The 13,238-nt window shown below is 70.2% G+C and carries 13 protein-coding genes; 8 read left to right on the forward strand and 5 right to left on the reverse strand.

All coding sequences use genetic code 11. From position 1 onward, the window contains the following. The first annotated feature begins 21 nt into the window (after nucleotides 1–21). The 3 genes from prmA to fis all read left to right on the forward strand — a co-directional run bounded on the left by prmA (nucleotide 22) and on the right by fis (nucleotide 2,667). A complete protein-coding gene (gene prmA, locus ACTJIL_RS10950; RefSeq protein ID WP_440755541.1) occupies nucleotides 22–948 on the forward strand; it encodes a 50S ribosomal protein L11 methyltransferase in 927 nt (308 codons plus the stop codon). 144 nt (nucleotides 949–1,092) lie between these two features. Then, nucleotides 1,093–2,274, forward strand: coding sequence for a DUF3426 domain-containing protein (locus tag ACTJIL_RS10955; RefSeq protein WP_440755542.1), 1,182 nt, complete (start codon nucleotides 1,093–1,095; stop codon nucleotides 2,272–2,274). Nucleotides 2,275–2,397: 123 nt separating this feature from the next. Continuing rightward, nucleotides 2,398–2,667 carry a DNA-binding transcriptional regulator Fis gene (gene fis, locus ACTJIL_RS10960; RefSeq protein WP_440755543.1) on the forward strand — a complete coding sequence of 90 codons (270 nt, stop codon included), beginning with the start codon at nucleotides 2,398–2,400 and terminating at the stop codon, nucleotides 2,665–2,667. Between the two features lie 61 nt (nucleotides 2,668–2,728). On the opposite strand, the gene ACTJIL_RS10965 is transcribed toward fis, so the two are convergent. Then, a complete protein-coding gene (locus tag ACTJIL_RS10965) occupies nucleotides 2,729–3,319 on the reverse strand; it encodes a hypothetical protein (RefSeq protein WP_440755544.1) in 591 nt (196 codons plus the stop codon). 104 nt (nucleotides 3,320–3,423) lie between these two features. Between ACTJIL_RS10965 and purH the strand changes: the two genes are divergently transcribed. The 4 genes from purH to ACTJIL_RS10985 all read left to right on the forward strand — a co-directional run bounded on the left by purH (nucleotide 3,424) and on the right by ACTJIL_RS10985 (nucleotide 9,200). Next, nucleotides 3,424–5,007 carry a bifunctional phosphoribosylaminoimidazolecarboxamide formyltransferase/IMP cyclohydrolase gene (gene purH / locus ACTJIL_RS10970; RefSeq protein ID WP_440755545.1) on the forward strand — a complete coding sequence of 528 codons (1,584 nt, stop codon included), beginning with the start codon at nucleotides 3,424–3,426 and terminating at the stop codon, nucleotides 5,005–5,007. A gap of 187 nt (nucleotides 5,008–5,194) precedes the next feature. Then, the gene (gene purD / locus ACTJIL_RS10975) at nucleotides 5,195–6,487 is read left to right on the forward strand and encodes a phosphoribosylamine--glycine ligase (RefSeq protein WP_440755546.1); all 1,293 of its coding nucleotides are present in this window, start codon (nucleotides 5,195–5,197) and stop codon (nucleotides 6,485–6,487) included. A 264-nt stretch (nucleotides 6,488–6,751) separates the two neighbouring features. Then, the gene (locus ACTJIL_RS10980; protein WP_440755547.1) at nucleotides 6,752–7,174 is read left to right on the forward strand and encodes a hypothetical protein; all 423 of its coding nucleotides are present in this window, start codon (nucleotides 6,752–6,754) and stop codon (nucleotides 7,172–7,174) included. A gap of 127 nt (nucleotides 7,175–7,301) precedes the next feature. Next, nucleotides 7,302–9,200 carry an MFS transporter gene (locus ACTJIL_RS10985; RefSeq protein ID WP_440755548.1) on the forward strand — a complete coding sequence of 633 codons (1,899 nt, stop codon included), beginning with the start codon at nucleotides 7,302–7,304 and terminating at the stop codon, nucleotides 9,198–9,200. A 53-nt stretch (nucleotides 9,201–9,253) separates the two neighbouring features. Here ACTJIL_RS10985 and ACTJIL_RS10990 read toward each other — a convergent pair whose 3' ends face one another. The 4 genes from ACTJIL_RS10990 to ACTJIL_RS11005 form a co-directional block, all read right to left on the reverse strand. Further along, nucleotides 9,254–10,165, reverse strand: coding sequence for a hypothetical protein (locus ACTJIL_RS10990; protein ID WP_440755549.1), 912 nt, complete (start codon nucleotides 10,163–10,165; stop codon nucleotides 9,254–9,256). Nucleotides 10,166–10,212: 47 nt separating this feature from the next. Further along, on the reverse strand, nucleotides 10,213–11,187 hold the full coding sequence (gene nudC, locus ACTJIL_RS10995) for an NAD(+) diphosphatase (RefSeq protein WP_440755550.1): 975 nt from the start codon (nucleotides 11,185–11,187) through the stop codon (nucleotides 10,213–10,215). Between the two features lie 130 nt (nucleotides 11,188–11,317). Then, nucleotides 11,318–11,695 carry an iron-sulfur cluster insertion protein ErpA gene (gene erpA, locus ACTJIL_RS11000; RefSeq protein WP_440755551.1) on the reverse strand — a complete coding sequence of 126 codons (378 nt, stop codon included), beginning with the start codon at nucleotides 11,693–11,695 and terminating at the stop codon, nucleotides 11,318–11,320. Between the two features lie 31 nt (nucleotides 11,696–11,726). Next, on the reverse strand, nucleotides 11,727–12,473 hold the full coding sequence (locus tag ACTJIL_RS11005; RefSeq protein WP_440755552.1) for a DUF6776 family protein: 747 nt from the start codon (nucleotides 12,471–12,473) through the stop codon (nucleotides 11,727–11,729). Nucleotides 12,474–12,579: 106 nt separating this feature from the next. Between ACTJIL_RS11005 and ACTJIL_RS11010 the strand changes: the two genes are divergently transcribed. After that, complete coding sequence (locus ACTJIL_RS11010) at nucleotides 12,580–13,161, forward strand: DUF4126 domain-containing protein (protein ID WP_440755553.1); 582 nt, start codon at nucleotides 12,580–12,582, stop codon at nucleotides 13,159–13,161. The last annotated feature ends 77 nt before the right edge of the window (nucleotides 13,162–13,238 follow it).

Raw genomic sequence — 13,238 nt, forward strand, 5'->3', positions numbered from 1 at the left:
GGACGCCACCGGGTTCCCGCCATGCCCTTCCTCGAACTCACCATCCCCTGCCGCGAATCCGAACAGCCGCGCTACGAGCACGCGCTGGAAGACGTCGGCGCGCTGGCGGTGACGATGCTCGACGCCAACGCGGACACCGACAACGAGCACGCGATCCTCGAACCGGGCGTCGGGCAGACGCCGCTGTGGGACGCGATCACGCTGACCGCGCTGTTCCCGCACGACGCGGACGCGCTGCTGCTGCTCGCCGCGCTGGAGGCGTTCGACCCGGCGCTGGACTGGTCGCAGGCGGCGTTCCGCAACGTCGAGGACCAGGACTGGGAGCGCGCGTGGATGGACCAGTACGCGCCGCTGCGCTTCGGCGCGCGCACCTGGATCGTGCCGTGGGACCACGCACTGCCGGCCGAAGCCGACGTCCCCGATGCCGCGGTGGTGCGGCTCGATCCGGGCCTGGCGTTCGGTTCCGGCACGCATCCGACCACGTCGCTGTGCCTGCATTGGCTGGACGCGCTGGCCGCGCGCGGCGAACTGCAGGGCCGCGAAGTACTGGATTTCGGCTGCGGCAGCGGCATCCTCGCGCTGGCTGCGCTCAAGCTCGGCGCCGCGCGCGCGATGGGCGTCGACAACGACCCGCAGGCGCTGCTGGCCACGCGCGACAACGCCGACCGCAACGGCGTCGGCGATGCGCTGGCGGTGTGCCTGCCGCAGGACGAAGTGCCGGCGACGTATCCGGTCGTGGTCGCCAACATCCTGGCGTCCGCGCTCGACGCGCTGGCCGGCACGCTGGCCGCGCGCGTGGCGCCGGGTGGACGGATCGCGCTGTCGGGCATCCTCGACGGCCAGCAGGACGCGTTGCTGCGACGTTACGGTGACTGGTTCGACGATCTGCGGGTGGCGATCGAAGGCGACTGGGTCCGCATCGACGGCGTGCGCCGCGCGGGCGCATAGCCCGGGGCCGCGTCCCACGCGCCCTGCCCGGAGCCGAGGGTCGGGGCTACGAGGTTTCGATCGTCACATCGACGCAGTTCCACGTCGATGCAGCTCGGGCTTGCCCCACCTACAAAAACCGTGGGCCCATGATTGAATAGGCGCATGTTCATCAACTGCCCGTTCTGCAAGGCGCTGGTCGCCACCGACCCGGCCACCGACCTGCCGCCAGACCACTGTCCGCGCTGCGCCGCGAAGCTGCGCGGCATCCAGGCCGACGTGCCCGCATCCGCCATGTCCACCGCGCCGCGGGGAGCCGGGCAGGCGACCGTGCCACGGCTGGACCCGGCCTTCCTGCTCGATGTTCCGCCGCCCGAAATGCCGCTCCCGGACGGCGCGAGCGGCTCGACGCCTTCGGAACTGTCATCGCGGATCCACCAGATCGTCGCCCTGGAAACACCGGTTGCAGGATCGGCCGCACCTGTCATCGCGCCGATCGCGACGATGCTCAAGCCCGCCGATGACGAGCCGGCACCGCTGGCCGGAACGGACGCCGCGGCTCACGGCGCAGGCGCAGTTGTGCCGACACCGACACCGACACCAACACCGACACCGGTCGCAGGATCCGCGCCCCCCGCCGAAACCCGGGCCACGAACCCGCCCGCATCAACTGCCGCCTCGATCGACCGCGCCGCAGCCGGCACGACGGCGGCCGCGCCCCCCGCCGCGCCGAGTGCCACGACGGTTGCCGCCGAGAGGACAACACCTGCAGCTTCCGCATTGGGCGCCACGGTCGCCGCCGCGGGAAGAACTCCCGCCGCGACGCCGGCCGCCCGGGCGTTGCCCAGCTTCGCGCGCCGCCATGCACGGCTCGGCGTGGCCGGTTTCCACTGGAAACTCCTGGTCGCGATCGCCGCGCTCGCGTTGCTGCTGGTGCTGCAGTTGCTGCTGGCAGATCGCGCGCTGCTGGCCGCCGACGCGCGCTGGCGCCCGCTGCTGTCGAACGTGTGCGGCGTATTCGGCTGCACGCTGCCGCCGTGGCGCGAGCCGACGGCATTCACCGTGCTCGCCCGCGAGGTGCGCCCGCATCCGTCGACCCCCGGCGCACTGCGCGTCACCGCGACGTTCCGCAACGATGCGCGCTGGCCGCAGCCCTGGCCGCAGGTGCGGCTGACGCTGTCGGACATCAACGGCAACGCCGTCGCCGCACGCGACTTCAGCGCGCGCGACTACCTTGGCGCCGTGCCCGCCCAGGTCGAATTGCACAGCGGCCAGAGTGCGTCGATCGCCATGGACATCGTCGAACCCGGACCGCGCAGCGTCGCGTTCGACTTCGAGCTGCACTGAGCCGCGCGCGCGCCGCACCGGGCATCGGTCGGCGCGCATCGCATTGGCACCCGCGACGGCGGCGCGCTAGACTCCCTGTCCCCGTCGCCCGTCGTCGGGCATGATCCACCCGGGGACGCATCATTGAACGCCGAACGTTCCGACAACGCCAACCGCAGCGGTGCCCGTGCGCCGCTGCGCGAGCACGTCGCGAACTCCGTACGCCGCTACATCGGCGACCTCGACGGCTGCAGCGCCGACAACCTGTACGAGATCGCACTGCGCGAACTCGAGATCCCGCTGTTCGTCGAAGTGCTCAACCATTGCGACGGCAACCAGAGCCGCGCCGCCGCGATGCTCGGCATCCACCGCGCCACGCTGCGCCGCAAGCTGCGCGAGTACGGACTGGCCTGAGCGCCGCAACGGCCGACTGGCAACCGCCGCCCGCAAGACCGGTGGCAACATGCGGCGGATGTCACCCCGCCATCAGCGTCCAGTACAGGGCGTAGAACGCGACCCAGCCGAACCACCAGATCCGCCGCACCATCGCAGCGCCCAGGCGCGGCGTCGCCCAGCGGGCAATGCCACCGACGAGCAGCGCCACCGCCAGGAAGCGCACCCCGCGCGCAACGACGCTGCCGGCAATGAACATCGGCAGGCCCAGCCCCGCCGACGACGCTTGCGCCGCATACAGCTTGTATGGCGCGCCGCTGAATCCGCCGACCAGCAGGCCCAGGCCGCCCAGCTCCTGCAACTGCGCCTGCACGCGCCCGGCCAGGGCGGGGCCGATCGCCGGCAACCGGTCGAACAGCGCCAGCAGCGCCGCCTCGTGCCGCCCGCCGGCCAGGTACAGCAGCACCCCACCGGCCAGCGCGCCGACCAGCGCCCACGCACAGCCGCGCAGTGCCGCGCGCCACGACGACAGCGCCAGCCGGCTGATCCACACATCCGGCACCACGAAAAACACCGTCGCTTCGGCGAAGCCCCACAGCAGTGCGATCGCCTGCGCGCCACGGCCTTCGCGAGGCTCGGTGCGCCCTGCCTGAGCGGATTCCTGCGATTGCATGGGTGCCACCTCCACTCCATGGCGCGGACCATGACCTCCGTGCGGGCCTGCCCGGGCGCGGCCCGCAGACTACAATATCGCCCCCACCGCACCGCCTCCCCGCCATGCCCGCACATTCGCCCGCCGCGCCGGTGAAGATCGCCCGCGCCCTGCTGTCCGTGTCCGACAAGACCGGCCTGGTCGACCTCGCCCGCGCCCTCGCCGCGCGCAACGTCGAACTGCTGTCCACCGGCGGCACCGCGCAGGCAATCCGCGATGCCGGCCTGCCGGTGCGCGAGGTGGCCGAGGCCACCGGCTTCCCGGAAATGATGGACGGCCGGGTCAAGACCCTGCATCCGGTGGTGCACGGCGGGCTGCTCGGCCGCGCCGGCATCGACGACGCGGTGATGGCCGGGCACGGCATTGCCCCGATCGACCTGCTGGTGCTCAACCTCTACCCGTTCGAGAAAGTGTCGGCCGACCCGTCGAGCACGATGGACGAGATCGTCGAGAACATCGACATCGGCGGCCCGGCGATGCTGCGTTCGGCGGCGAAGAACTTCGCCCGCGTGGCCGTCGCCACCGATCCGGCGCAGTACGCCGGTATCCTCGAGGAACTCGAAGCTGCCGACGGAACGCTGTCGGCACAGACCCGCTTCGCGCTGTCGGTGGCCGCGTTCAACCGCGTCGCCCAGTACGACGCCTGCATCAGCGACTACCTGTCGTCGATCGGCGAGGACGGCAGCCGCAGCGTGTTCCCCGGCCAGAACAACGGCAGCTTCATCAAGGTCGCCGACCTGCGCTACGGAGAGAACCCGCACCAGCGCGGCGCCTTCTACCGCGACCTGTACCCGATGCCCGGCACGCTGGCCACGTTCACCCAGCTGCAAGGCAAGGCGCTGAGCTACAACAACCTTGCCGACGCGGATGCCGCGTGGGAATGCGTGCGCCAGTTCGATGCCCCGGCCTGCGTAATCGTCAAGCATGCCAACCCCTGCGGCGTGGCGACGGGCGCGGGCTGCGGCGACGCCTACGAACTGGCGTATGCCACCGACCCGACCTCCGCCTTCGGCGGCATCCTCGCCTTCAACACCACGCTGGATGCCGCGACGGCCAAGGCGATCCTCGACCGCCAGTTCGTCGAGGTGCTGATCGCGCCGGACTACGCGCCCGGCGCACTTGAGTACGCGACGAAGAAGGCCAACGTGCGCGTGCTGCGGATCCCGCACGGCGACGGCCGCAACAACATGGACATCAAGCGCATCGGCTCCGGCCTGCTGATGCAGGACAGCGACAATCGCGAAGTCACGCGCGACGAGCTGAAGGTAGTCACGAAGCGCGCGCCCGACGCGGCCGAACTCGACACCCTGCTGTTCGCCTGGCGCGTGGCCAAGTTCGTGAAGTCCAACGCCATCGTCTACGCCAAGGACCAGCGCACCATCGGCATTGGCGCCGGGCAGATGAGCCGCGTGGTCAGCGCGAAGATCGCCGGGCTCAAGGCCGAGGAAGCGGGCCTGGTGGTGCCGGGCTCGGTGATGGCAAGCGATGCGTTCTTCCCGTTCCGCGACGGCCTCGATGCCGCCGCCGCCGCGGGCATCCGCGCGGTGATCCAGCCCGGTGGCTCGATGCGCGACAACGAAGTGATCGCCGCGGCCGACGAGCACGACATCGCGATGGTGTTCACCGGCGTCCGCCACTTCCGGCATTGACCGTTACGCTGTAGGAGCGGCTTCAGCCGCGAGCTCTTGATCTTTTTTGCCTGTGCAGGAGCCGCGGAAGCCGCGAAGCTTTCCCGGTAAAGCCATCGCGGCTTCCGCCGCTCCTGCGGGATCGATGGCAAAAGCTCGCGGCTGAAGCCGCTCCTACAGGTACGGATGGTTTGAAGGAGATCCACGCATGAAGATCCTCGTCATCGGGTCCGGCGGCCGCGAACACGCCCTGGCCTGGAAGCTCGCGCAGTCCGCGCGTGTGGACGAAGTCATCGTCGCTCCCGGCAACGCCGGCACCGCGACCGAAGGCAAGTGTCGCAACGTGGACGTGGCCGCCACCGACATCGACGGCCTGCTCGCACTCGCCCGCGGCGAGGGCGTCGCGCTCACCGTGGTCGGCCCCGAAGCGCCGCTGGTCGCCGGCGTGGTCGACCGGTTCCGCGCCGAGGGCCTGCGCGTCTTCGGCCCCACCGCCGCCGCCGCGCAGCTTGAGGGCAGCAAGGCATTCGCCAAGGATTTCCTCGCCCGCCACGGCATCCCGACGGCGCATTACGCCGTGCACGCCGATGTCGAATCCGCGCTCGCGCATGTCCGCGACAAGGGCGCGCCGATCGTGATCAAGGCCGATGGCCTGGCCGCCGGCAAGGGCGTGATCGTCGCGATGACGCTCGACGAAGCCGAGGCCGCGGTCACCGACATGCTCGCCGGCAACGCCTTCGGCGAAGCCGGCGCGCGCGTGGTGATCGAGGAATTCCTCGACGGCGAGGAGGCCAGCTTCATCTCCATGGTCGACGGCCGCACCGCGCTGCCGATGGCCACGTCGCAGGACCACAAGCGCGTCTTTGATGGCGACACCGGCCCCAACACCGGCGGCATGGGCGCGTACTCGCCCGCGCCCGTGGTCACGCCGGACGTGCATGCGCGGATCATGCGCGAGGTGGTCGAGCCCACCGTGCGCGGCATGGCCGCCGACGGCGTGCCGTTCACCGGCTTCCTCTACGCCGGGCTGATGATCGACAAGGCCGGCGCACCGAAGGTGATCGAATTCAACGTCCGCTTCGGCGACCCGGAAACGCAACCGGTGATGATGCGGCTGCAGTCGGACCTGGTGAACCTGGTGGAAGCGGCGCTCGACGAACGCCTCGACGCCACCGAGGCGCGCTGGGACCCGCGCCCCGCGCTGGGCGTGGTCATGGCCGCCGAGCACTACCCCGGCACCCCGCGCACCGGCGACACCATCAACACCTGGGACGTGCCCGACCTCGACGACACCAAGGTCTTCCATGCCGGCACCCGTCTCGAAGGCGAACACGTCGTCACCAGCGGCGGCCGCGTGCTGTGCGTCTGCGCACTCGGGGACACCGTGGCGCAGGCCCAGCAGCTCGCCTACGCCGAAGTCGCCGGCATCTCCTGGCCGGGCGAGTTCCACCGCCACGACATCGGCTGGCGCGCGATCGAACGCGAGCAGCGACATCCATAGGGTGGGTTGAGCCGAAGGCGATCCCCATCGGCCGCCCATTGAACAACGATGGGGATTGCTGACCCAGCCCATCCGTCGAAGCCAGAGAGCGATGGGCTCGCCCGGAAGTCCCTTGCGCGACCGTTAAGGGTTTTATCGCCCACGCAACGGTTTCCCTACAGCGCCATAACTTGTTGAAATCAATTGCGAAAATTTATTCTTCGTGCAGCACGATGCGCCTAGGTTGAGCGGCGTCGCTCAAGCGGCAATCCCCTGGAGGACATCATGCGCAAGACATTACTCGGACTCACGATCGCGGCCTGCATGGCGGCACCCGTCGCCATGGCCCAGAGCCACGGCGGTGGCCATGGCAACGGCAGCGTGGCCGGCTCCGCCACTGCAACGATGGGCGGCCAGGACAGCCGCGGCACGGTTGGCAGCGATGCCGCAGCCCGCGCGCAACTGCAACAGCAGGCGACCGTCGAGGAACGCACGCAGCTGGGCGCCGAGCAATCGGCAGCGGCGAAGCCCAGCACCGAGAACGATGCATCCGCGTTCGGACAGGACACGGCAACGCGCGCCAAGCTGCAGCAGGACGCCGACGTCGACACCCGCAAGCAATTCGGTGACGAACAGTCGGACGCGGCGCAGGCCAAATCGGACAGCGACACCGACGATCCCGCGACCGAGGACGACGGCGACAATTGATGCCGTCCTGATCGCGTAACGAGGACGCCCCGGCAACGGGGCGTTTTTTTTTGCCTGCATGCGGATCACGCGCATCACGCGGGCCATGAATGCGTAGAATCCGGGGCTTCGCGCGACGGGACGCCACATGGCGCACAACCAGTTCGAGCTGCTCCGGCAGCGCCGCTTCCTGCCGTTCTTCGTGACCCAGTGCTTCGGCGCGTTCAACGACAACGTCTACCGGCAGGCGATCATCGGGATGCTGTTCTGGCTCGGCGTCAGCGCCGAACAGAAGACGCTGTACGCCACGCTCGCCCCGGCGATCTTCATCCTGCCGTACTTCCTGTTCTCGGCGCTGGCCGGGCAGTTCGCAGAGCGCACCGAGAAATCCACGCTGATCCGCATCACCACGTCGATGGAGATCGCGATCATGTCGCTGGCGGCGGTCGGCTTCGTGACCACCAACATGACGGTGCTGCTGGTGGCGCTGTTCCTGACCGGCGTGCAGTCGACGCTGTTCGGGCCGGTGAAGTATTCGATCCTGCCGGCGGTGCTGCATCCGCGCGAACTCACCGGCGGCAACGGCCTGGTGGAGATGGGGACGTCGATCTCGATCCTGCTGGGGATGATCCTGGGCGGGTCGATCTTTGCGATGACCGGTGCCGGCGGGCCGTGGGTGGCGGGCGCGGCGATCATCGCGCTGGCGATCGCGGGCAACCTAGTCAGCCGCGCAATCCCGAAGGCCGGGGCCGGCGCGCCGGACTTGAAGATCAACTGGAACCCGATTCCCGAGTCGATCGCGGTCCTCAAGCTGGCGCGCCGGCAGCTGGCGGTGCGCAACGCGATCCTCGGCGTGTCCTGGTTCTGGTTCGTCGGCACGGTGCTGACCAGCCAGCTGCCGGCCTATGCCGAGGTCTACCTGGGCGGCTCGGCGACGCTGTACATCCTCGCGCTGGCGCTGTTCTCGGTCGGCACCGGCGTCGGCTCGATGCTGTGCGAACGCTTGTCGGCGCGCACGGTGGAGATCGGGCTGGTGCCGCTGGGCGCATTCGGGATGACCGCGTTCATGCTCGACCTGGCGCTGTCGCGTACCGGCGCGGCGACGGTGGCGGGGCTGGACGTGGCCGGCTTCCTGCAGCAGCCGGGCGCGTGGCGCACGGTGCTGGACCTGGTCGGGATCGGCTTGTTCACCGGCTTCTTCGTGGTGCCGCTGTTCGCGCTGATCCAGTCGCGCTCGCCGAAGTCGGAGATGTCGCGGGTGTTCGCCGCGCTGAACATCCAGAACTCCGGCTTCATCGTGCTGGCATCGCTGTCGGCGCTGGCGGTGCAGCGCTGGCTGGGCTGGACGATCCCGCAGGTGTTCCTGGCGCTGGCGATCGCCAACGCGCTGGTGGCGATCTGGATCTTCACGATCGTGCCCGAGTTCCTGATGCGCTTCCTGAGCTGGGTGCTGGTGCGCTCGCTGTACCGGCTGCGCACCCGCGGCATCGACCACGTGCCCGAGGACGGCGCGGCGCTGGTCGTGTGCAACCACGTGAGCTACATGGACGCGCTGATCCTGGCGGCCAGCATCCCGCGGCCGGTGCGCTTCGTCATGTACTACAGGATCTTCAACATCCCGGTGATGCGCTGGATCTTCCGCACCGGCAAGGCGATCCCGATCGCCAGTCCGCGCGAAGACCCGGCGCTGATGCAGCGCGCGTTCGACCAGATCGACGCGGCGCTGGCCGACGGCGAGATCGTCGGCATCTTCCCGGAGGGGCGCCTGACCACGGACGGCGAGATCGCCGCGTTCAAGTCGGGCGTGGAGCGCATCCTCTCGCGCGCGGCGGCGGCCGGGCGCCCGGTGCCGGTGGTGCCGATGGCGCTGCGCGGGATGTGGGCCAGCATGTGGAGCCATCGCGACAACCGCATGGGCCGCATGCGCGTGCCGCGGCGCTTCCGCGCACAGGTCGAAGTGGTGGCGGGCGAGCCGTTGTCAGGCGCGGATGTGACAGCGGAGCTGCTGGAAGCGAAGGTGCGCGGGTTGCGCGGGGATGCGGCCTGACAAGGCCATAACCAATCGTTCGCCGGCACGCGGGGCAACGCCTCGCAAACGCGTCAGCTCACCCAGCCGGCGACCACGAACAGCGCCATCACCGCCACCCACACCAGCAGCACGCGCCAGGCCAGGCTCATCGCGTCGCGCAGTTCGGGCAGGTCCGGTGCGCTGGACACCAGCGCGCCGGGGGCGGTGACGCCGGATTCGGTTTCCTCGTCGGCTTCCTCGGCCAGTTCGGTGCGCACGCAGGCGCGCGCAGCGGCGGCGAGGAAGCCGGCGTCGAACGCGAACGAAGCGCCGCCGTTCTCGCGCCACGCAGTGAAAACGGCATCGAAGTTGCCGACCAGCGCCATCGCCAGGGTCATCAGCTGCGCCACCGGCCAGTCGAGGATCGCCAGCAGGCCGCGCGCGCCGGAATGGGTTTCGGCCGGCAGCAGGTGGCTGTCGTCGCCCTCGGCGGCGATCGCGGCCAGGCGATAAAGCAGCGCGCCGACCGGGCCGAGCACCAGGAACCAGAACAGCACGCCGAACCAGCGCCGCTTGGCGTTGCGGAACACCGCGCCGACCAGCGAGGCGCCGGTCAGCGACACCGCTTCGCCGGCGGGCCACAGCCGTGCGGCAGCAGCATGGCGCGCCACCGGGTCGCCGGTTTCGACGATGGCGTCGACGTCCAGGTCGAGGTCGCGCGGCCCCCACGCATAGAACAGCATCGCGATGCCGAACACGATCGCCGGCAGGCCGAACACCGGGCCATCGAGCGCGAGCTGGAACAAGCCCACCAGCAGCAGCGGCGGCACCAGCGCCAGCACCACGCCGTAGCGGCCGCGCCAGAAACCGTCGCCCGGGAAGCGGCCGTCGATCCAGCGCATCCACTGCCCGAACCAGCCGTACTGGCGCACCGCCGCGGCCAGCGGCTGCGCGAGGTGACCCAGCGCGAGGGCGACGACGACGGCGAACAGGGTGGTAAACATCGCCGGAGTTTAATGCAGCCGCACGACGGGGTGCACGGCGCGCTGCGTCAGCGCTTCATCGCCATCCCGGCATGCCAATACTCGACCAGCCACCGCGAGATCGAGATCGACGGCGACAGCAGCAGCCCACCCTCCGGCGAGACGCCGCGCAGCGCCGCATCGACCTCGCCGAAGGTGAACCAGCGCGCGTCCTCGAGCTCGTCGCCCACGTCCGGCTCGTCCGGCTCGGCCTGTGCGATGAAACCGAGCATCAGCGACGACGGGAACGGCCATGGCTGAGAGGCCAGGTAGCGGCAGCTGCAGATGCGCACGCCGCTTTCCTCGAACACCTCGCGCGCGACCGTCTGTTCCAGCGATTCTCCCGGTTCGACGAAGCCGGCCAGCGTGGAGTACCGGTGCGGCGGCCAACCGGCATTGCGGCCCAGCAGCAGGCGCGCGCCGTCGGTGATGGCGACGATCACCGCCGGGTCGGTGCGCGGGTAATGTTCGAGTTCGCAGCGCGGGCACCAGCCGAGCCAGCCGGCACGGCGCTGGTCCAGCGCCGTGCCGCAGGCGCCGCAATGGCGGTGCCGCGCCTGCCAGTGCAGCACCGCGCGGGCCTGGGCGAAGGCGGTGGCCTCGAACGCCGGCCAGGTGGCCGCGGCGCTGCGCAGGTCGATCCAGTGCGGGATGTCGACGGTGACCGCGTCGGCGGTGATCGCGTCCGCGCGCACCGCGAACCAGGCCTCGTCGCCGCGCAGCCCGAGGAACAATGCGGAAGCACAGGGATTGCCATCGGCGGTCGCGCAGGCGAGGTCGGCGCCTTCCAGCCTGCGCGGGCCACCGTCGGCATCGGCGGCGGCGCGGCCTTCGGCGTCGACCACCACCACCCGCGCCCGTGGCCAGCGTGCGGCGAGCACGTCGGCCTGGTCGCGCAGGTGTTCGGCACGGTCGAGCGGCGATTCGAGGAAGGCGAATGCGGGCGTTCGGTCGGCGGAAGGTGATGTCATGCGCGCGGATCCGGTCATCGTGCGGATGGCCATTGTCCCATTTGTGGATTCGGGCCTGGCTGCAGAACCGCATGAAGCCGAACCCTCGCCCGACGCCCCGTCTCCTCTCCCGGCTTGTGGGAGAGTGGCTGTCACGGCGGCGGCGCATGGCCCCGCCCCCGCGCTACACCGTGAAGCTGCTCCCGCAGCCGCAGGTGGACTTGGCATTGGGATTGCGGATGGTGAACTGCGCGCCGTGCAGGCTTTCGACGTAGTCGACCGCAGCGCCCATCAGGTACTGCAGGCTCAGCGGATCGACCAACAGCACCACGCCGTCGGTGTCGATCGCCAGGTCGTCTTCGCCCTGCTGCTCGTCGAACTCGAAGCCGTACTGGAAGCCCGAGCAGCCGCCGCCCTGGATGTAGACGCGAAGCTTCAGCGCCGGGTTGCCTTCCTCGGCGATCAGTTGCCGGACCTTGGCCGCGGCGGCGGGCGTGAAGTCGAGCGGGCGCTGCAGCGACTGGTAGCCGGGCTCGGCACCGTGGACAACATTGTTTTCCATGGCCACAGGATGGGGGGCGCGACCACGCGCTTCAAGCACCGGGCTCGGAACGCCGCGTCGCATCGGCCCATGGGAATGCCTGCTCGACCGCGGTTCCGCTCTTCGGCGCCAGTCGCACGATCACCCGCAGCGGCTGGTAGCCGGCCGGCAGCACTAGGTCGCCGCCGATTTCCTGGAAATACTTGAACGAATACGCAATCCCGGCAGCGTCTGGCTGCTGGCGCAGATCGGCCCAGGACAGCTTCTGCAGCTTGCCGTCGCGGGTGCCCTCCACCGATAGCGTCACCTGGCCGCTGCTGACCGAGCCGCGATTGAGGTTCTGGGTCAGCGTGGCGGTGAAATGCCAGGCCTGGCCGGACTGCGGCTGCAGGTGCAGCGTGTGCACGGTCAGGCCGCGGCGCTGCCCGGTGGCGCCGACGAAGCGCTCGTAGAAGGCGACATCGGCGCGCAGGCCGGCGATTTCCTCGTCGCGCTCGGCCAGGGTGCCCTGGAGGTCGCGGTTGGCGTCGCGGCTGATCTGGTCGGAACGCCTGAGGGTGGCGACCTGCTGTTCCAGCGCGTCGACCCGGGCGCGCTGGCCACCGGGCTGCACCACGTTGCCGGCCGGGGCGAAGGTGACCCACAGCCCCCACGCGCCGAATACCAGCGCTGCAACGAACACTAGGACCCGCCACCACGGCCTGCGGCCCCTTGGCGGGCCGACGGGAGCCGGCACGGGCTGCGGCGTTTCCGGCGCTTCGGGCAGCTGCGGCTCCGGGGTCTGTTCGGGCTCGTCCATCGGCACGGTATAGCGACCGCGTCGCGTCGACGTCAAGCCGCGGCCGGCTGCGCTAACCTGCGCCCGCGACCCGGCCTCCGCGCGGGTCCGTGCGAGGTGCAAGACCATGACCGAAGCCCACCTGTTCGCGATCGGCGTCCTGCTGGCCTGGCTGGCGGGGATCCGGGTCTACCTGACCGTGTTCGGCATCGGCCTGGCCGGCTGGTTCGGCTGGCTGGACCTGCCGCAGGCGCTGGAGGTGACCACCTCGCCGTGGGTGCTGGGCGTGTCCGGGGTGCTGGCAGTCGCCGAGTTCTTTGCCGACAAGATCCCCGGCGTGGACAGCGGCTGGGACCTGTTGCACACCCTGCTGCGGGTGCCCGCCGGCGCCTTCCTCGCCGCGGCGACGCTGTCGCCCGATGGCCAGCTCGGTGCCGGCATGCTCGCCACCGGCGCGGGCGTGGCGCTGACCAGCCACCTGCTCAAGAGCGGCGCGCGGGCGATGATGAACACCTCGCCCGAACCGGTCAGCAACTGGACCGCCTCGTTCACCGAGGACGCGGCGGTGGTCGGCGGCCTGGCGCTGGCGTTCGCGCATCCGTGGATCGCGCTGGCGATCGTGGTTGCGATCAGCCTGTTCTTCGCCCTGCTGGTGTGGTGGGTCTGGCGCAAGCTGTTCCGCCGCGCGCCGCGGCCGCAGACGGGGTAGGCACGCCGGGTGGCGGGCGCTCCACCTCGGGTATTCCCTGTCCTGATTGAAGTGTGCGGTCCGTAGTAGGCTGTTGG

Origin of the sequence: Luteimonas sp. 22616 (assembly GCF_052044325.1) — a bacterium.
GTDB lineage: Bacteria > Pseudomonadota > Gammaproteobacteria > Xanthomonadales > Xanthomonadaceae > Luteimonas.